At 40.2% G+C, this 17,895-nt stretch carries 16 protein-coding genes and 2 pseudogenes; 8 read left to right on the top strand and 10 right to left on the bottom strand.

The features are described 5' to 3' along the window. From FCR06_RS31005 to FCR06_RS30985, 6 genes are all read right to left on the bottom strand, one after another. Positions 1–374 (bottom strand): transposase (locus tag FCR06_RS31005; RefSeq protein ID WP_317616849.1); only part of this gene is annotated, 374 nt, incomplete at its 3' end. 37 nt (positions 375–411) lie between these two features. After that, positions 412–1,008, bottom strand: coding sequence for an IS630 family transposase (locus tag FCR06_RS31000; protein WP_262984729.1), 597 nt, complete (start codon positions 1,006–1,008; stop codon positions 412–414). Beyond that, positions 966–1,358: a helix-turn-helix domain-containing protein gene (locus FCR06_RS34055; RefSeq protein WP_223280375.1), complete on the bottom strand. Its 393-nt coding sequence runs from the start codon at positions 1,356–1,358 to the stop codon at positions 966–968. Before FCR06_RS34055 ends, FCR06_RS31000 begins: the two co-directional genes overlap by 43 nt. Continuing rightward, positions 1,355–1,651 carry a hypothetical protein gene (locus FCR06_RS30995; RefSeq protein ID WP_138506646.1) on the bottom strand — a complete coding sequence of 99 codons (297 nt, stop codon included), beginning with the start codon at positions 1,649–1,651 and terminating at the stop codon, positions 1,355–1,357. The genes FCR06_RS34055 and FCR06_RS30995 overlap by 4 nt, the downstream gene beginning before the upstream one ends. Before the next feature lie 33 nt (positions 1,652–1,684). After that, the gene (locus FCR06_RS30990) at positions 1,685–1,972 is read right to left on the bottom strand and encodes a transposase (protein WP_189523648.1); all 288 of its coding nucleotides are present in this window, start codon (positions 1,970–1,972) and stop codon (positions 1,685–1,687) included. Continuing rightward, positions 1,951–2,331: an IS5 family transposase gene (locus tag FCR06_RS30985; RefSeq protein ID WP_138506642.1), complete on the bottom strand. Its 381-nt coding sequence runs from the start codon at positions 2,329–2,331 to the stop codon at positions 1,951–1,953. Before FCR06_RS30985 ends, FCR06_RS30990 begins: the two co-directional genes overlap by 22 nt. A gap of 499 nt (positions 2,332–2,830) precedes the next feature. On the opposite strand from FCR06_RS30985, the gene FCR06_RS30980 reads away from it, so the two are divergent. Further along, positions 2,831–8,692: an ATP-binding sensor histidine kinase gene (locus FCR06_RS30980; protein ID WP_138506640.1), complete on the top strand. Its 5,862-nt coding sequence runs from the start codon at positions 2,831–2,833 to the stop codon at positions 8,690–8,692. A gap of 189 nt (positions 8,693–8,881) precedes the next feature. On the opposite strand, the gene FCR06_RS30975 is transcribed toward FCR06_RS30980, so the two are convergent. Further along, complete coding sequence (locus FCR06_RS30975) at positions 8,882–9,226, bottom strand: hypothetical protein (RefSeq protein ID WP_138506638.1); 345 nt, start codon at positions 9,224–9,226, stop codon at positions 8,882–8,884. A gap of 169 nt (positions 9,227–9,395) precedes the next feature. On the opposite strand from FCR06_RS30975, the pseudogene FCR06_RS30970 reads away from it, so the two are divergent. After that, a pseudogene (locus tag FCR06_RS30970) lies at positions 9,396–10,496 on the top strand (IS701 family transposase); the annotation flags it as partial. A gap of 115 nt (positions 10,497–10,611) precedes the next feature. Then, a pseudogene (locus FCR06_RS30965) lies at positions 10,612–11,416 on the top strand (IS5 family transposase). A gap of 468 nt (positions 11,417–11,884) precedes the next feature. On the opposite strand, the gene FCR06_RS30960 reads toward FCR06_RS30965, so the two are convergent. Continuing rightward, the gene (locus FCR06_RS30960; protein ID WP_138506636.1) at positions 11,885–13,009 is read right to left on the bottom strand and encodes a ParB/RepB/Spo0J family partition protein; all 1,125 of its coding nucleotides are present in this window, start codon (positions 13,007–13,009) and stop codon (positions 11,885–11,887) included. Positions 13,010–13,011: 2 nt separating this feature from the next. Next, positions 13,012–13,851, bottom strand: coding sequence for a ParA family protein (locus tag FCR06_RS30955; protein ID WP_138506634.1), 840 nt, complete (start codon positions 13,849–13,851; stop codon positions 13,012–13,014). 169 nt (positions 13,852–14,020) lie between these two features. Between FCR06_RS30955 and FCR06_RS30950 the strand changes: the two genes are divergently transcribed. Beyond that, positions 14,021–14,635 carry a Uma2 family endonuclease gene (locus FCR06_RS30950; RefSeq protein WP_138506632.1) on the top strand — a complete coding sequence of 205 codons (615 nt, stop codon included), beginning with the start codon at positions 14,021–14,023 and terminating at the stop codon, positions 14,633–14,635. Positions 14,636–14,960: 325 nt separating this feature from the next. Here FCR06_RS30950 and FCR06_RS30945 read toward each other — a convergent pair whose 3' ends face one another. Further along, the gene (locus FCR06_RS30945; RefSeq protein ID WP_138506630.1) at positions 14,961–15,221 is read right to left on the bottom strand and encodes a hypothetical protein; all 261 of its coding nucleotides are present in this window, start codon (positions 15,219–15,221) and stop codon (positions 14,961–14,963) included. A gap of 498 nt (positions 15,222–15,719) precedes the next feature. Here FCR06_RS30945 and FCR06_RS30940 point away from each other — a divergent pair, with 498 nt between their 5' ends. From FCR06_RS30940 to FCR06_RS33210, 4 genes are all read left to right on the top strand, one after another. Next, positions 15,720–15,866, top strand: coding sequence for a strawberry notch C-terminal domain-containing protein (locus FCR06_RS30940; protein ID WP_262984728.1), 147 nt, complete (start codon positions 15,720–15,722; stop codon positions 15,864–15,866). Between the two features lie 272 nt (positions 15,867–16,138). Next, on the top strand, positions 16,139–17,080 hold the full coding sequence (locus FCR06_RS30935; RefSeq protein WP_138506628.1) for a ParM/StbA family protein: 942 nt from the start codon (positions 16,139–16,141) through the stop codon (positions 17,078–17,080). A gap of 21 nt (positions 17,081–17,101) precedes the next feature. After that, positions 17,102–17,407 carry a hypothetical protein gene (locus FCR06_RS30930; protein ID WP_138506626.1) on the top strand — a complete coding sequence of 102 codons (306 nt, stop codon included), beginning with the start codon at positions 17,102–17,104 and terminating at the stop codon, positions 17,405–17,407. Positions 17,408–17,508: 101 nt separating this feature from the next. After that, positions 17,509–17,673: a hypothetical protein gene (locus FCR06_RS33210; RefSeq protein WP_189523647.1), complete on the top strand. Its 165-nt coding sequence runs from the start codon at positions 17,509–17,511 to the stop codon at positions 17,671–17,673. Positions 17,674–17,895 lie beyond the last annotated feature (222 nt).

Genomic DNA, 17,895 nt, shown 5'->3' with positions numbered 1-17,895 from the left:
AGCTTGAATCCAAAGTGCCAGCCCAGAGAATTTTTGCCCCATTTTACTAATCCTTTAAACACCTTGTGAGAATGTGCCCTACAGTTATGACAAACATTAATTGGGGTGGAATCGATAAAGCTAATCCCAGTAATTTCTCCTCTACGTGTATGTAAAAAGCAACATAACAGCATTAAGCACCAGGGCATCAGTTCCACAAACCGTGTGTAGCTGACTAAATTGGGAAATGCTTGATGCCAACCACTAAGCACTTGCATGGTGTAGAATTCCTTGAAAGTCTTATATCCACTGCCATGAAATGCAATAACTATTGTCATCACTTCTGATAAATGCATCCGGGAAGTGCTGCGACGTTCTCCTGTTGTCGATGGCAATTGCGGTACTTGCTGCCATATACAGCATATTTGAGGTTTATGAGGTACAGTAGCAGCAATTAGTAAACCAATTTTTTAGATGTTTTGGATCAACTAGTTTCAGCGCAATTTTAATTAAACCATCAACGACAGATGAACTCTTGGGAGAAAATTGTTTCAGAAAAGCTTTTAATTGTGACCACCAATGTTCAATTGGATTGAATTCAGGAGAATAAGGAGATAGATAAAGAATACTTGCTCCCACTCCTTCAATCAAAAGCTTAATCTCTTCGACTTTATGAGCAGGTAGATTATCCATTACAACGACTGCACCAACCCATAATTGCGGAAGTAAAAAATGTTCTACAAAAACTTTATATGCATCTCCATCCATTGAGCCGTTTAAAGTCATCACGGCTAAAACTTTCTTTAAGCTAATTCCTCCGATTACACTTATTTTTGCTCCCCGGTAATATGGTTTAAAATTATACGCTCTAGTGCCGCGCTCGCTTCTTTGATGAGTCCTAGTTAAGCCAAGTAAAACACCCATTTCATCTATAAATACAAGGTCTTCTGGGTCTACTTGCTTTACTTTCTCCCAATACTCTATTCTCAGTTTTTGGACTCTTTCTGTTTTTCCTTGGCTGCTACGCAAAGTCTTTTTTTTCGCGTTAATTTTTGTTTTTGTAATGCACAACACATCACACTTGCACACACCCAAACGTTGTATTTTTCTCCAAAATATTCGCAATATTCCAATAAAGTTGCGTCTGGGTAAATTTGAACCATTTCGGCTAATTCGCTCACGAAATCATCTAGCCTACCCTTCATGGCTCCACCTTGCTTTTTGGGTTCTAGATGTCCTTGCACTCTATGAAGTTGGATTAGCTTTTGCACATAGCTTTTTGCTACACCAAATTGCACGGCAACCTTTCTTATTGAAGTACCACCCTTTTCGTAAGTATTTACTATTTTTTCTCGTAAATCGATTGAGTATGCTTTCATTTTAAGTCTTGATGCACCAATACTATGTGTACCTCATTTACCTCGAAATTGCTGTAGCTGGGGTAAATTTGAACCATTTCGGCTAATTCGCTCACGAAATCATCTAGCCTACCCTTCATGGCTCCACCTTGCTTTTTGGGTTCTAGATGTCCTTGCACTCTATGAAGTTGGATTAGCTTTTGCACATAGCTTTTTGCTACACCAAATTGCACGGCAACCTTTCTTATTGAAGTACCACCCTTTTCGTAAGTATTTACTATTTTTTCTCGTAAATCGATTGAGTATGCTTTCATTTTAAGTCTTGATGCACCAATACTATGTGTACCTCATTTACCTCGAAATTGCTGTAACTGTTGAATTACTCGTGCAAAGTTATCACCACTAAAACCTTGATCTACCCAAATGACAACTAAATTTTCAGTTGCTTGTGCGGCTTCCATCACAACTGCTGCACCCCCTAAACGTTTTGGGCAGTTAGCCTCTGTGACAATCACTGCTAGCACTAAACCCAAAGTATCAACAAGGATAAAGCATTTACGGCCTTTTACTTGTTTTCCACCGTCATAACCATATACTTCCCACGCCAGTTGCTTCAAGTCGGCGAAGCTGCCCAACGCACTGGCTCCTTTTTTTCTGCCGTCTTCACTGATTGACTATCAATGATGGCAGCAGTTGGCTCTTGTTTTTTATTAGTACTTTCACGAACCTGGTGCCGCAATTGTGTGTGAATTTTTTGCCACACTCCTAATCGTTGCCAATGACAAAAATAGTTATAAACGGTCTGCCAAGGTGGTAAGTCATGTGGCAATGCACGCCAAGTACATCCCTCATGTAGAACGTAGAAAATTCCATTGATGATTTCTCGTAAATCAACTTCGCGCCGACGACCAACGGGTTGTGAAGCGGCAAGCAAAGGCTCTATAATTCCCCACTCTGCATCATTTACATCACTTGCATACGCTTTGCGTGTCATGGTTGAAACCACTACTGTATTGCTTCAGAATCAATTTTCATTTGTAGCGATCGCCTGACTTTGTTCTCTTTACATTTCTTTAGAGACAACCTCTAAGTTAAAAATTTTGCTTCTTCACCTCAATAGTTTACAAAAATTCCAAGACACAGCACTGGAACATTGTTCTGATGCGAGAGCTATCCTTACCTTTCTCTTCAAATTATTAGTTTTGCTTATGTAATGTCTCTCAACGAATTCTCCCAAAACTGTATTGAAAAGTACAGTTTTTCAGACAACAATCAGGTTCGCAAGTATCCATCACTGAGCGAGCGCAAAAGTTTTCGGTCTATTAATTGTTAGTCAATATCTAGTTCATGGGAATACTAGCAGAGTGTAGACGCGCTCTACACAGCTTCTTAGGCACCTCGATGGAGTCGGCAGGGAAGTTACCTTCCCTGCCGACTCCATCGCTCTCCCTTAAAGAGAAGTAAAAAGCGATTACAACAGAAAATATGTATAAATGGTTACTCAAAATCTCAGTCCAATCATTCCCGGATATCAAATTTGCTCTCAACTGTATGCAGGCTCCAGAACCAGAGTATATCGAGCTATTCGAGAGCAAGATACACTCGCAGTCGTCATCAAATTTCTGACTTCAACATATCCCAGCTTCAACGAATTACTGCAATTTCGCAACCAATATACCATTAGTAAAAATCTCAACATTCCCGGAATCATTCATCCCTTATCGTTAAAACCCTATGGTAATGGTTATATTTTGGTAATGGAAGATACGGGAGGAGTAGCTTTACGAGAATACATTCTAACCACTACCCTCTCTGTTGTGGAACTTTTAACAATCGCCATTCAATTAACTGATATTATCCATAATTTACACTATAACCGCGTTATCCACAAAGACATCAAACCCGCTAATATTCTAATTCATCCCCAAACAAAACAAGTTCAACTGATTGACTTTAGTATTGCCTCTCTCTTACCTAAAGAAACCCAGCAAATTAAAAATCCCAATGTGTTAGAAGGTACACTTGCTTATATTTCTCCCGAGCAAACTGGAAGAATGAACCGAGGCATAGACTACCGTAGCGATTTTTATGCACTGGGTGTAACATTTTATGAATTATTAACTGGAGATTTACCATTTATCTCGGATGACCCGTTGAAGTTGGTGCATTGTCATATCGCGCAACAACCGCCAAAGCTAGAAGGCAGGACGGAAGAAATACCAACAGTCTTAGGCAAGATAATTAGCAAGTTAATGGCGAAAAATGCCGAAGATAGGTATCAAAGTGCGTTGGGATTAAAGTATGATTTAGCAACTTGTTTGGCACAACTTATACATACAGAGAGAATTACAGATTTTGCTATTGGTAAGCGGGATATTTGCGATCGCTTTCTAATTTCCGAAAAACTCTATGGACGAGAATCAGAAGTTACTACTTTGTTGCAAACTTTTGAGCGTGTCGCCAATGGCAATTCTGAAATGATGCTGGTGGCAGGATTCTCTGGAATTGGTAAAACTGCCGTCGTCAATGAAGTCCACAAGCCCATTACCCAGCAGCAGGGGTACTTTATTAAAGGTAAGTTCGATCAATTCAATCGCAATATTCCCTTTTCTGCTTTTGTGCAAGCTTTGCGTGATTTGATGGGCCAATTGTTGTCAGAATCTGATGCACAATTGGCCAAGTGGCGAAGCCAGATTCTAGAAGTTGTGGCAGACAATGCCCAAGTTATCGTTGAGGTGATTCCGGAACTAGAGCGAGTAATTGGCAAACAACCGCCTGCGCCAGAACTGTCGCCAAGTGCGGCACAGAATCGGTTTAACTTATTATTTCAAAAGTTTATTGCTGTATTTACCACAGCAGAACACCCTTTAGTGATGTTTTTGGATGACTTACAGTGGGCAGATTTGGCTTCCTTACAGTTGATTAAACTGCTAATGGAGGATCGGGGTTATCTGCTGTTGTTAGGGGCTTATCGAGACAATGAAGTACAAGCTGCCCACCCGTTTATCTTGATGGTGGAGGAACTGAAGAAAGCTGGCAAGACTGTCAATACAATTACCCTCGCCCCCCTTACTTTGAGTGATACGAATCAGTTAATTGCTGATACCTTGCATTGTACGACACAGCGATCGCTTCCTTTGACAGAATTAATTGATCGCAAGACTCAAGGTAATCCCTTTTTTATCACCCAGTTTCTCAAAAGTTTACACGAAGATGGGCAGATTACTTTTAATCGCCATCAAGGCTATTGGGAATGCGATATTGCTCAAATTAAAGCACTATCTGTTACTGATGATGTGGTGGAATTTATTAGCCAACAGTTACAGAAATTACCTAATGAAACGCAAAATGTACTTAAGTTATCTGCTTGCATTGGCAACTGTTTTGATTTAAAAACCTTGGCAACCGTTTCACAGCAGTCTGCAACCAATGTTGCTACAGCGTTATGGAAAGCGTTGCAAGAAGGCTTGATTGTACCAACAAGCCAGACTTACAAGTTCTTTCAGGGAGAGAGTAGCGAACAAGCTGATTCCCAAACAACGGTTGATGATCGCTGTGTCAATTTGACTTATCGTTTTCTGCATGATCGCGTCCAACAAGCTGCTTACAAGCTAATTGCGGAAGATTGCAAACAAGCAACTCATCTAGTGATCGGTCAATTATTACACGTTAGTACACCTGAAACTGAAATAGAAGTAAATATTTTTGAAATTGTCAATCACCTGAATATAGGCATTGGATTGCTGGTTCGGCCTGACAAAAAACTTGAGTTAGCACAACTGAATCTAATCGCAGGGCGCAAAGCAAAAGCGGCGATCGCTTATAATGCTGCCGTCAACTACTTCATCCAAGCCATTGATTTACTACCTTCTAATACCTGGACAGCACACTACGAATTGACCCTGAATTTGCATCACGAGCGTTTGGAAGCAGCCTGCCTAAATACAGACTTTCACAAGTTGGCAGCATGGGGTGATGTTGTGTTGCAATCTGCTACTTCTTTGCTGGATACTATCAAAGTATATGAAACCCGAATGACGGCATTTCGATCTCAAGGTCAATTTACTAAAGTAGTTGAGACTGGGTTGCAAGTGTTGAAATTACTCGGTGTAGAATTTCCCGAACAGCCAACTATAGTAGATATCAGCGACGCAATCCAACAGACAAAGCAACTATGGATGGGGCGCGCACCTCTAAGCTTACTGGATTTACCTGCGATGAGCGATCCGCATCAACTGGCAGCCATGCAAATAATGACTACACTAGTCTCTTCTGCATTTATTGGTAAACCAACACTGTTACCACTACTCACATCTAAGCAATTGGAGATGGCTATCCAGTTTGGCAATTCATCTTTTGCCATTTTTTCCTATGCAGACTACGGCATGACTCTTTGTGGTTTGATTGGAGATATTGATGCTGGGTATGAATTTGGGCAACTTTCATTAAAGTTACTAGAACAACACCAAATTAACGCTTTTAAAAGCAGAGCTTACTTTATTGTCAACAGCTTTATTCGGCACTGGAAAGAACCATTAAATCACAGTATCCCATGTTTGCTAGAAGCTTATCACAGTGGCTTAGAAACCGGAGATTTGGTATGTGTGGCGTTGAATTTGGTGTCATATAGTCAATGTAGCTATTGGAGTGGTCGAGAATTAAATGATTTGGCTAAGGAAATGGAGACTTATCGGCAAGTCATCAGCCAGGTCAAGCAAGAAGCAACGATAAAATATCTAGAGTGTTACCTGCAAGCGATTCTCAATTTATTAGGACAAGCTGAAGTTTCCTGTTATTTACAGGGCAAAGTCTTCAATGCCGCCAAAATTTTGCCCAGCTTACAAGCTGCCAGCAATCGCACGGGGTTATTCTATTTTCATTTCAATCWAGCTGTTCTGTGTTATTTGTTCGGAGAATACCAAACAGCCTTACAACAAGCAGCCTTAGCAGAACAGTATAGCAATGCTGTAACTGGCTATTTCGTCGCAGTTGTCCGAGTTTTTTATGATGCTTTAATTCATCTAGCACGTTACATCGATGCTAACGCTCAAGAACAATCAGCCATTTTAGAGCGAATCAATACCCATCAAGAAAAACTACAAACTTGGGCTACTCATGCCCCATTCAATCATCGACATCGCTCTTCACTTGTGGCAGCAGAACACTGTCGAGTGCTTGGTCGATTTACTGAAGCGATGGAACATTACGATTTGGCTATTGCCCAAGCCAAAACATATGGTTATGTGCAAGAAGAAGCACTCAGTAATGAACTAGCAGCCAAATTCTACCTCAGTTGGGGCAAACAGAGGGTGGCCGCAGGCTATATGCAGGAAGCATACTACTGTTATGCTCGTTGGGGCGCAAAAGCCAAAACCGAGGATCTGGAAAACCGCTACCCCAATTTACTGCACCTGATTCTCCAGCAGGGAGTACAACCTATGAATGTCCTAGAAACATTGTCACAGAAGGCTACTCAGCTTTCGATTCATAGCTCCACTGATTTGAGCCATGACTCTAGCGCCAACGTTAATGTTACCCTCGATTTTGCTACTATCCTCAAAGCCTCTCAAAGCCTTTCTGGCACGATTCAACTCGATGAACTGCTGCACCAATTGACTCAAATTATTCTGCAACATTCAGGAGGCGAGCGCTGTGCCTTAATCCTACTTAATAGTCAAGGAGAATGGGAGGTGAGAGCCATTGCCACACCCGAAACCACAAAAGTCTGTTCCCAACCCCTAGAGGGTAATCCTGACTTACCTCTCAAGTTGATCCAGTACGTCAAAAACACTCAAGAAATTGTAGTAATTGATGAACTCAAAACTAATTTACCTGTAATTGATGAATATTTACGTCAACGACAACCAAAAAGTTTGTTGTGCTTGCCGATTCTCAATCAAGGACATTTAATTGGAATTTTGTATTTGAAGAATCGCTCCACCAGTGGTGTATTTACGAGTAATCGTATCCTGATTCTCAATTTTCTTTGTACCCAAGCGGCGATTTCTCTAGAAAATGCCCGTCTTTATCAAGACTCACAAACTTATGCTCAACAGTTAGAACAATCTCTAGAAAAGTTACGGCTTAGTGAAGCCCGCTTTCAGAAACTGGCAGATAATGTTCCCGGCTTAATTTATCAGATCCGAATTAAAGCCGATGGATCGGCTTCAGTACCCTACGTTAGTTCTGGGTGTCAAACTCTTTATGAAGTAGCCGCAGAAGATGTGAAGTCAGGGAAATACAGTCTGCGTGATTTTGAACATCTTGAAGACAGAGCAGAGGCTTTTCAAGCAGTTGTCGAATCAGCACAAAATCTTACTCCGTTTCGACATGAGTGGCGTATTGTTACACCCAATGGAAATATCAAGTGGGTAAAAGCAGCTGCCCAGCCAGAACGCGGGGAGGATGGTGAAATGGTATGGGATGGAATGCTAATTGATATTAGTGATCGCAAACTTGCTGAAGCTGCAATTGAGCAAAAATCCCAGGAACTTGAAAAAGCTCTGCAAGAACTGCAACAAGCCCAACTACAAATGGTGCAAAATGAAAAAATGTCGGCCTTGGGTAACTTAGTTGCTGGGGTAGCCCATGAAATGAACAATCMTCTTGGCTTTATTTCTGCAAGTCTTATACAAGCTAAACCCACTTTGGCTGATATTACTGAACACCTAAAACTGTATCAAAAAACTCTACCTAATCCCCTAGAGGAAATCAAAGACCACGCCCAAGAAATTGACTTGGATTATAGCTTAGAAGACTTGCCGAAGATAATTGATGCAATGATGATAGCTTGTGACAGATTAAAAAATATTAGCACCAGCTTAAGAACTTTCTCCCGTGCCGATAAAGAATATAAAGTGCCATTTAATATCAATGAAGGCATTGATAGTACAATTTTAATTCTTAAACATCGCCTCAAAGCTAACGAACAACGTCCAGAAATCGCAGTGGTCATTGAGTATGCTAATTTATTACCAATTTTATGTTTCCCTGGACAATTAAATCAGGTATTTATGAATATTCTGGCTAATGCTATTGATGCATTGGATGAGTCAAATACAAACCGTAGTTTTCAGGAAATTAAAGCAAATCCTCACCAAATTATCATCAAAACTTCAATTAAAAATCATTATGTAAAAATATCAATTGCTGATAACGGTAAAGGAATGAGTGAAGATATAAAAATACGTATATTTGACCATTTATATACTACAAAATCAGTTGGTAAAGGTACAGGATTAGGACTAGCTATTGCTCGGCAAATTGTAGAAGAAAAGCATGGCGGAAGAATTGAAGTTAATTCTGTTTTAGGATCAGGAACGGAATTTGTAATTTCCATTCCAGTTAGAGATTAATTTATTAAAATTCATTAGTGAAACAGTACTATTTTGTCAAGAGGGAGTAATCCAATGGCTATTATATATGTTGGAGCCAGTAGCATCCTGTTGCTTTGCGTCCGAATTTTCTGGCTCGTTTCATCTTAATTTACTGTAATATGGGTAAGAGCTAAAGAGAGTCATTAGACAAAGCTGTTTAGGCTAAAATTACTCTAAGAACGGGCTTAGAAGAAGTCCTCCACGCAGACGATTCGCATTCAACCCTTGGTCGAGCTTGAGTAGAGAACCTTTGCCAAGATTGCGATTAAAGATGTCGCCGTAATTGCCTACAGATGCGAGAACGCGGCGCTGCCACTGTTTATCAAGACCTAATTCTGGGGCCGAGATTGGCATTGCTCCGGCTCCGCCCGCATACCACTGGGTTTGCACTCTCTGTACGTTGATTAAGGTATCTACCGTCCATCCAATAATCGCAGACCATTGCGCGTCCTCGGTTCCAGTCGCAGCTATCACTGGAAAAGTTGTTAAAGATTCCGGGAGAATGCGGCTCAATAATCGGTTTACTCCAGGGTCAAGACGGATATTTGCCAGGGTCGTAATCTCGCCAGTTCAAGGGGCGACAAGCTCCCTAAAGTACTTGCTGTATAATCCTCTTCTGTCACTTTCTAGGTATTCTAAATAAAAGTATTAGAAGAAAAAACCCTGAAAGGTAAGTAGGGCAATGGATGTAGAATTACAAATCTTGAAACATTTGGCAAGAGACGCTCACCCAACAGTTGCCACCATAGATGAATATTGTGCAGAGTATAAAGACCTGTTTAAAGAAGTAAGAAATTATGAGTGTTTCAAATATTTACATCTGGGAATAATGTCCCAAATTCAAAGAAAATCATTACCAGAGATAGCAAAAGTCGTAAGTATAAACTCCGCTCAGTCATTACATCATTTTCTAGCCAATTCAGATTGGTCAGTAAACAAGTTAAAACAACGAAGATTAAATAAATTGAAGAAAGAATTAGATGGTAGAGCAATTACATTAGTCATAGATGAAACAGAGAGAAGTCTGAGCGGAGGCTTCCTCCGAGCATAACTTCGGAGAGATAGGAAAAAAGGTAAAAAGACAGATTATGTAGGTAGACAGTATTTAGGGAGTGTGGGAAAAATCGATAATGGAATAGTGTCAGTCAATGCTTATGGAGTCTACTCGAATATAACATTTCCATTAATCTTCAAAGTATTTAAACCAAAAGGAACACTAAAGGAGTCAGATAAATATAAAAATAAAATAGAGTTAGCATCAGAGATAATTACAGAATTAATGGAATCAGGCTTCAATATTGAATTAGTATTGGCTGATAGTTTGTATGGTGAAAGTAGCCAATTTTTGAGAAAACTAGCTGAATATAACTTAGGTTATGTGGTATCAATCAGAAGTAATCATGGAGTCTGGTTGCCCTCAGGGCAAAGCGTTAGAGCGAACAAGTGGTGTAAATTCTCCAGAACATTTAGCAATCAAAAATCAGAGACTAGACATATTAGGGAAATAATCTATGGTAAAAAAAGAGCCATAACTTACTAGGAAATAACTACTGACCCAGAAACCATGCCAGAAAATTCTACCTCCTTCATGATGACGAATCTTCAAGGGAATTTGAAGAAGACTTTATGCGACCTCTATGGATTAAGAACCTGGGTTGAATATGGATTTCGACAGTGTAAACAGGAACTAGGCTGGACAGATTATCGGTTCATTAATTTCCAACATATTGAGAGGTGGTGGGAGATTATTTTTTGTGCTTATCTTTTAGCTAGCATTCAGGCGACTTATTTCCAATTAGAAGCTGAGAAACTGGTATCTGAAAATCTTCTCAGTTCTAGGGCGTGTTTTCAAACTCGTTGTATCTTAAAAAATAGGCGATTGCAGGCATAGTGTATTGATGAATCGAGGCGAGTTAAGTAACGAACAGTGGGAGAAGTTAAAACCGTTACTTCCACCGCAAAAACCCCAAACTGGTAAACCAAATCATGACCACCGCTTGGTTGTCAATGGCATCCTATGGATACTCAGAACTGGGGCACCGTGGCGAGACCTGCCAGAACGTTATGGAAAGTGGGAAAGCGTGGCAACACGGTTTTATCGATGGCAAAAAGCTGGAGTTTGGAATCAAATCTTAGAACAGCTTCAAGCGAGCGCTGATCAGCAGGGAATGCTTGATTAGAAGATTCATTATGTCGATGGAACAGTTGTACGTGCCCACCAGCACGCCGCAGGTGGAAAAAAGGGGCGATGAAGACGAAGCTCTAGGGCGCTCTCGTGGAGGATTCAGTACAAAAATACACATACGTTGCGAGGGTCAAGGCAAACCAATAACTTTTATTCTGACTCCAGGTCAGCGTAACGAGTCAATTTTTCTTGAACAATTGATGGAACAAGGTGTGGTCAAGCGTTCTAGTCGGGGTCGGCCACGCATTCGCCCTTTAAGATTAGTCGCAGACAAAGGTTACACAGGTCGTCGAATACGCAATTACTTACGTCGTCGCGGTATCCGTCTGACAATCCCACGACTCTCGAATAAACCACGTCCTGGTTCGTTTAGCCGTGAAATCTACCGTCAACGCAACATTGTTGAGAGGGCTATTAACCGACTTAAGCAATTTCGCCGCATCACCACCCGATATGAAAAGCTTGCAGCAAATTATACAGCCATGATTATGCTTGCCTCCATTATTTTGTGGTTATAGTTTGAAAACACGCCCTAGCCCTGATTCCTCTTCATCCATCAATGCATCAACTACTGAATTTAGCCAACATCAGAAGTGGGAAACGGGCATGACATGGAAAAGTTCACTGAATAACTTGAGACTAATTATTCAGCCTTATATCTTCTAGCATTTGCTGTTACCTTGGTTAGATGTATTCAATATTCCTGGGATGAGACGCTGTTTCCTTAAGTTAATTGAATTGATGAATGGTTTTTGAGCTTTTCCTATTCCTTTCTCTATTGCTAGTTAATCTTCTCTCTATTTTTCTCTCCCTAAAGTAACAAAAGAGGGATGAGTTATCAGTAGAATCTGGGTTAGATTGTGACTGAGTTTGTGCAGGTCTTTGTTTTGGTGTTTAGTTGGTCGCTCAGTAGATTTCATAAACAGTTTTCTTGTAACAATTCAGCTAGACGTTAACTGTCGAACTTTAATGAAATTAAAGTTTTATTAGCTATACTCATCTACTTGAAGTATGGCTTCTATTTCTTTAAGTTTTTGCTGTAAGGATTGATGAAACTTTTCAAGATTAGAACGCTCAATCTTGTCTACACTAAGCTCTTTCAAGCCACGCATTATATTTTTTACTTGTTTATCATTTGAATCGTTAGCAGGCTTGGGTGCATTATTTGAAATAATTTGATTAACGAGTTCTTGAGTTTCTACAAGTGTTAAATTTTGCTCAACGACTTTTTGGGTAGTTTCTACTCTGATTTTTACTATTCTTTTCTCATCTACTGCTAGCTTTTTAGCTGACAATCTTTGTAATACCATTGCATGAGCCGCCTTAAGATTGGAGTCTCGAATCGCTGCCTGCAAATCTGGAAAAAGCGATAACATTCGGAAATCATTAGCTGTCACTGATGCTGGATTTAAACCTAAATCTAACAAAACCTTGAAAATCTGCTTTTCTGCATCATTTAAATCGAGGTCATCTAAAACTTGGTTTTGTTTATCATCACTTTCTTCAATTAATTCGCCTATCTGTTTCATACGTTTTTGGTACTCTAAGCGGCGAACAGCAGTAGCTGTAATACGTGGAGCCTGTGTCAAGTCAACTTCTGTCTGCTCCGAAATTTCCTTTAATAAAGCTTCTGCCTTATCAAGTGGATTGAGATCCTCACGATGTAGAGTGGTCAGTAATGCTTTCCGATGCAGGTCTTGAGGGCGGGGCATAACAACAGCCTTTAACTTTTCCCACCTCAGATGCTTGGCTGCACGCCATCTACGCTCACCATCAAATAAATCAAATTGCTGACCTTCTGCTATTAAAATTACAGGATGTAGTTGCCCATCTTTTTCCAAAGTACGTGCCATCGCGTTAATACTTTGTAGAGAAAATGTTTTTCTTGGTTGTCCAGGATTAGGGCGTATCAGTGTTAAATCTATTTCTTGTAACCCGGACTGCATTGTTAACTGCTCACGCAATGTGGCAATCTGTAATTCTAATTCTGGAACTTGTAAAGCTCTGAGATGCTCAATTTCTGCTTGTAATTTCTTGATTTCAACTTCTGCATCTGACATTTGAGCAGCAGTATTAAACATTTTGGTTAGATTTACTTTTGGACGTGCCATTTTTACTTAGCTCCTACTATTGCCGATAAATCATCTGCTAGTTTGACAAAATCCTTGCAAGCTGGATGTTTTTTTCGATAAAGATGCAAAGGTAATCCCGCTCCTGAAGCATTGCTAAATTCATAAGAAAACCGAATTGCGGGATAACAATGAGCATCTTTAAGTTGTAACTGCTGAATTATAGTTGGCATTTGTGCCAAAATCTCGTTATGAATAGCTTGATCTGTTCTATATTGATTTGGAACTATTCCCATAACTTGCGGATAAGGATCTAATCGTAGCCTCCTACATTCGATGAAGTAAAACTGGAGTAGTTCAGCTGCTCCACTCGCACTTTTTGGCTCAAGCTGTATAGGAATAAGAATGTGAGTACTAGCTGCAAGTGCTGCCAAATTCAGTCTACCTAGTGTTGCAGGGCAATCAATGATTACCAAATCATGCTCTACAGGATAGTCTTTAAGGCTATCTGCAAGAAGATATAGTCCACGAGGATGATTAACTAAATCATCCGCAGTCTTAAGTAGAGGCTGCTGAAGACTTTGGCAAACTTCTACTTTCAATTTATAATCACTCCAACAAGGAACAAAAGGCCAATTACCAGAAAAATTATCAGATAAAACTGGTGAAATGGATTTTTCAAGAGTCAAAGGTTTTTCTAAACCACAAAATAAGCTTAGAGAACCTTGAGGGTCTAAATCAATCAACCCCACTGAACAATTGCGGCAACCGATTTTACGACGTGCTAACTCGTAAGCTAAGTGCGTTGCCAATGTGGTTTTACCACTACCTCCAGCATTGCTGAGAATTGCTAATACTACCTTTCGCTGCTCTGTTTTTGACACAGTAACTTCTCATATTTCAAAATCTGAGAACTACTATGCCATAAATAAACTGTTAAAGTATTTCGTAATTCCTGTAAGGGTGGCAGGAATTATAATAATTTTGGGTTGCTTACAAAACAACATAATATGTGCTTTTGTTAGCTTTTACTTTCTAGAGAAGCATAAACCTATGACTTGGGCTGCTATTACAGGTTCTATTAGCTTTGAGGAATTCGTTGCTAGCTACCTAGACTATGTGCATTACGAATTGATCGATGGAGAATTAATTGATTTGGAACCGACTGGACTCCATGAACAGGTGGCGGGGTTAATTAATCGTAAGCTCAATGTGGCAATTGACCAGCTAGACTTGCCTTGGTTTATTCCGATGAAGTGCCTAATTAAACCATTAGGCTTAAATTCGGCTTTTAGACCCGATGTTGTTATTCTTGATCAGAATGCTTTGTCCAATGAACCATTATGGTCAACCGAACCAGTGATTACGCTAGGTAACTCCGTCAAATTGGTAGTTGAAGTTGTTAGTACCAATTGGCAAAATGACTATGCCCGTAAAGTCGAAGATTATGAAGCACTTGGGATTGGTGAATATTGGATTGCTGATTATTTAGGGCTGGGTGGTAAACGTTATATTGGCTCATCCAAACAACCGGTGATTACTATTTATCAGTTAGTCAATGGGGTTTATCAAGGAAATCAGTTTAGGGGAACAGAACAAATTATCTCTGCAACCTTTCCAAACTTAAATTTAACAGCCCAACAGATATTTGCTGCTGGACGTATTTAATCAACTACCCATTACTAATTCGCAGAGATTTATACCCTTATTTTGAATCAAATTTCTCCACTGCTTTTTGCAACCCAAGAAAATCTTTTTATATCAAATCTAGAAATTCTAGATGATTCCATCTATAGCTTATTGAATCTAATTTCTACAAAAATACGACCTGCTCTTTGATTGACAACTAGTTCAACCAATCAGGTATAGATGGACTCTGGCTTATATAGTACAAGTATACTGTCAAGGGTTTAAATCATCCAAAGTAAAATCATACTCAATGCTTCTGCCCAGCGATTGGCCAGAAGCATTTTATTGAAAGTGTGAGATTACGTTACGAAGACTTTTGAAAATCCATATCACTTTGATAAATCTTAGCTCTAGGCTTGCCCTTCTTAGCTGGTGCAGGCACTTGAGACTTTTTAGGCGGCCCTGGAGGGCGACAGGTTTCGCAGTACAGAGGTCGTGGACCATAAGTTTCACGGGAAGTTGACTTATCGCATTGCTTACAGACGAAGTTAAAAACGCGTGTGTGTATCTGACGTTTGTGCGCTCTAACTGTGTACTCTTTGACTTGAATTTCTTTGCTAGGCATTGTTTAGCTTACTGCGGCTTAAGTAATTGAGCGTAGTTAACCGCTTGACTTGAATCTTAGCCTTTTCAACTCTATTTTTAGGTCTGTTTGCTAAGTTATCACTACAGGTTTTTTTTGGGCAATTTCGTCCTTTGGGCTACACCAATTGTTCAAAGAGTATCAGGCTTGTGCAAATTCAATTCTTCTCATCTAGAATTTGTGCCTAAATCTTTTATTACTGACTAATCTCTCAAAAGCATGTATTTAAAACGCTTCGCTAGCTGTCAGTGAAAACTCTCGTACTTCGGGAAAAAACAATGGATATTCAAATCGCACTCAACTGGACAATTCAAATTTTGGTTATGGGCTTCGTCTATGTTATGGTCATGGATTTCGTAAACGGCTTGTTCTCCTTACCATCTTATGCGAGCGCACCACTTGCTCGAAGCCGATTAGAGGGCGGACATTCAAGGGCTTGACCGCTTTCATTGCACTGACCAAGCATCAGCGCCAATCTTTATGCAAGTTACTACTAACGTTAGAGATGGACGCCGATTCATCTCTACCATCACTCGACGTTTAGACAGTTTGGGCGCACTCACTCGCGGACAACGACAAACTGGTGGTAATGGCATATTMGAGACTAAGCACCTGTTCACAGATTGAAGCTGCGATCGCGTCTGGTGTTTCCGAAGTTGGAGTAGAAACACTTCGAGCTAAACGATTCACTGTCGAAAGCTGTGAAATCATAACACCCACTCTGCAACAAATGGATCTCTCTCAGCGCGCTCAATTTTCAATAGGGGATATAAAACACCTATATATACCCCATAAACTAGTAAGAAAATTTATCAAAATTTAACACCTATATAGGATATATATAGATGATACTTAGGCGATGTTTYCTGCTGTTCTTCTTTATGCCCCACTTAGCCCCTATGAACAACATTCATACCTTGCAGAAAATCTTCGCGGCTGGCTTTGATAAYGGTTACGGTAGCWTCAAACTTTTAGTCGATGGCTTTGAAGTCGTTYGCGTCCCCAGCTATATTTCTTCTGTTGAGATGGAAGATRTCCCTGGACGCGTAGTCTTTAATGGGACAGCTTACACTGTTGGAGAATCTGCTTTCMGAACAGGTTATCACTTTGAGCGCAATACTGATAGCAATGAGAATAAGGTTAATAATGCGTTAGTTACATTATTGGGTGCATTGGCACATCTGCCCCATCGTAAAGCTTGGCATTTAAAGTTAGTCGTCAGCTTACATGATGTTGGTTTGGCACAAAACCTCGTACAAGTACTAAATGGAGAATATCAGCCAATACTTGCTGGCAAACCTTMACAGGTTCAGATAGAAGTCCTCAAAGTTGTACCAGAAGGAGTTGGTGCATTRTTTGGGCAACAACTTCCGGCAAAGTTAACCGTTTTGGACTTTGGCAATGGTACAACTCTTTATTCTCGTTACAACCAAGGTAAGCGAGAAGTTCACACCCCCTACCCCACAGGCGTAGAAGTTCTCATCGATGATATCTCCCAAAAAATGAAACATCTTAATGGCGGTAAAATCGGTGACCCATCAAAGGTTCGATTTTGTTTAGAAATGGGACATACCAAGTACAGCCGTGACATTGATATCAAAGATATCTACAGCGCTTGTTTGAAAGATTGGTATGAAAAATACTTGAAGAAAGTTGTCAATCTTACACTTGATGCCAAACACACTGGCGATGAAATATGGGCCATTGGTGGAGGTTGCCTATTACCTGGATTTAAGAAACTCTTAGAGAAGAACAGTTTCCACATTCTCGATAATCCCGTAGAAGCTAATGCAAATGGACTTTTAGAAATGGCGAAAGCAATTGTTAAGAAGAATCAGTAATCTATTTTATAGGTAACCCCAATGGCACAGCCACAAGACAATGCCCCGGAAAAAGTCCGGATTAAAGACAGCTACCGCGAACGTATATTTGCCGAATCACAACAGCTAGACAAAAGCTATCTAGAGACGCTTTACTTTATTATTGATTGCTATTTTGCTTTCAAAAAAGGTGCATTTCCTATACAACAAATGCTCGCCCATCCACCTGCCCCTACCTCTGTTACTACCACTCAAAACAAACTTGAGTATCTAGAGCCAACTCCACCTACACCAGAAATTCAAGAAGATTCTGATAGCGATACATTTACTCTCGATTTTGAATTGTAATAAACAAGTCACAAAACAAGTCGCAAGTCGCAGGTCGCAAGTCGCAAGTAAAAATGGTTTGATGCCCCGTTTGTGAATGTGTTGAAAGTAATAACACAATTATGCCAAGACACGCACAAAATACAACAAGTGCAGAGCCAGAGGCAGAGCAGCTCAGGTTCACAGCCATTCGTCCCCTAACTTTACGTGAGTTCGACGGTGAAAAAAAGGCAAAAAGCCTGCTATGGCTGAAGTACAACTGGATAAGCAGCAAGCGATCGCTATAATTAATGGAGAGGGTGTAAAAAACTGACAAAAAAGACCGAGACTAAAAATATCTAACAAAAATAAGCGTCTCGGCTATGTCTACTATTGTATCTCGGCTCGACATCACCCAAATTTTCTGCGACGTAGATGATTTCTGTAATCAATGGGAAAATATATGGCAGCAAGTACCGCAATTGCCATCGACAACAGGAGAACGTCGCAGCCGCAGCACTTCCCGGATG

Origin of the sequence: Nostoc sp. PA-18-2419 (assembly GCF_005869855.1) — a bacterium.
Classification (GTDB): domain Bacteria; phylum Cyanobacteriota; class Cyanobacteriia; order Cyanobacteriales; family Nostocaceae; genus Nostoc.
The sequence above is the reverse complement of the archived record's forward strand: the minus strand, read 5'-3'. Positions and strand labels throughout refer to the sequence as shown.

What these genes read in the sequence shown, in the direction of transcription:
- FCR06_RS30960 (WP_138506636.1), bottom strand. Translation starts at nt 13,009, where the DNA reads ATGGCACGTCCAAAAGTAAATCTAACCAAAATGTTTAATACTGCTGCT.
- FCR06_RS33210 (WP_189523647.1), top strand. Translation starts at nt 17,509, where the DNA reads ATGCCAAGACACGCACAAAATACAACAAGTGCAGAGCCAGAGGCAGAG.
- FCR06_RS30945 (WP_138506630.1), bottom strand. Translation starts at nt 15,221, where the DNA reads ATGCCTAGCAAAGAAATTCAAGTCAAAGAGTACACAGTTAGAGCGCAC.
- FCR06_RS30930 (WP_138506626.1), top strand. Translation starts at nt 17,102, where the DNA reads ATGGCACAGCCACAAGACAATGCCCCGGAAAAAGTCCGGATTAAAGAC.
- FCR06_RS30995 (WP_138506646.1), bottom strand. Translation starts at nt 1,651, where the DNA reads ATGAAAGCATACTCAATCGATTTACGAGAAAAAATAGTAAATACTTAC.
- FCR06_RS34055 (WP_223280375.1), bottom strand. Translation starts at nt 1,358, where the DNA reads ATGAAAGCATACTCAATCGATTTACGAGAAAAAATAGTAAATACTTAC.
- FCR06_RS30950 (WP_138506632.1), top strand. Translation starts at nt 14,021, where the DNA reads ATGACTTGGGCTGCTATTACAGGTTCTATTAGCTTTGAGGAATTCGTT.
- FCR06_RS30985 (WP_138506642.1), bottom strand. Translation starts at nt 2,331, where the DNA reads ATGACACGCAAAGCGTATGCAAGTGATGTAAATGATGCAGAGTGGGGA.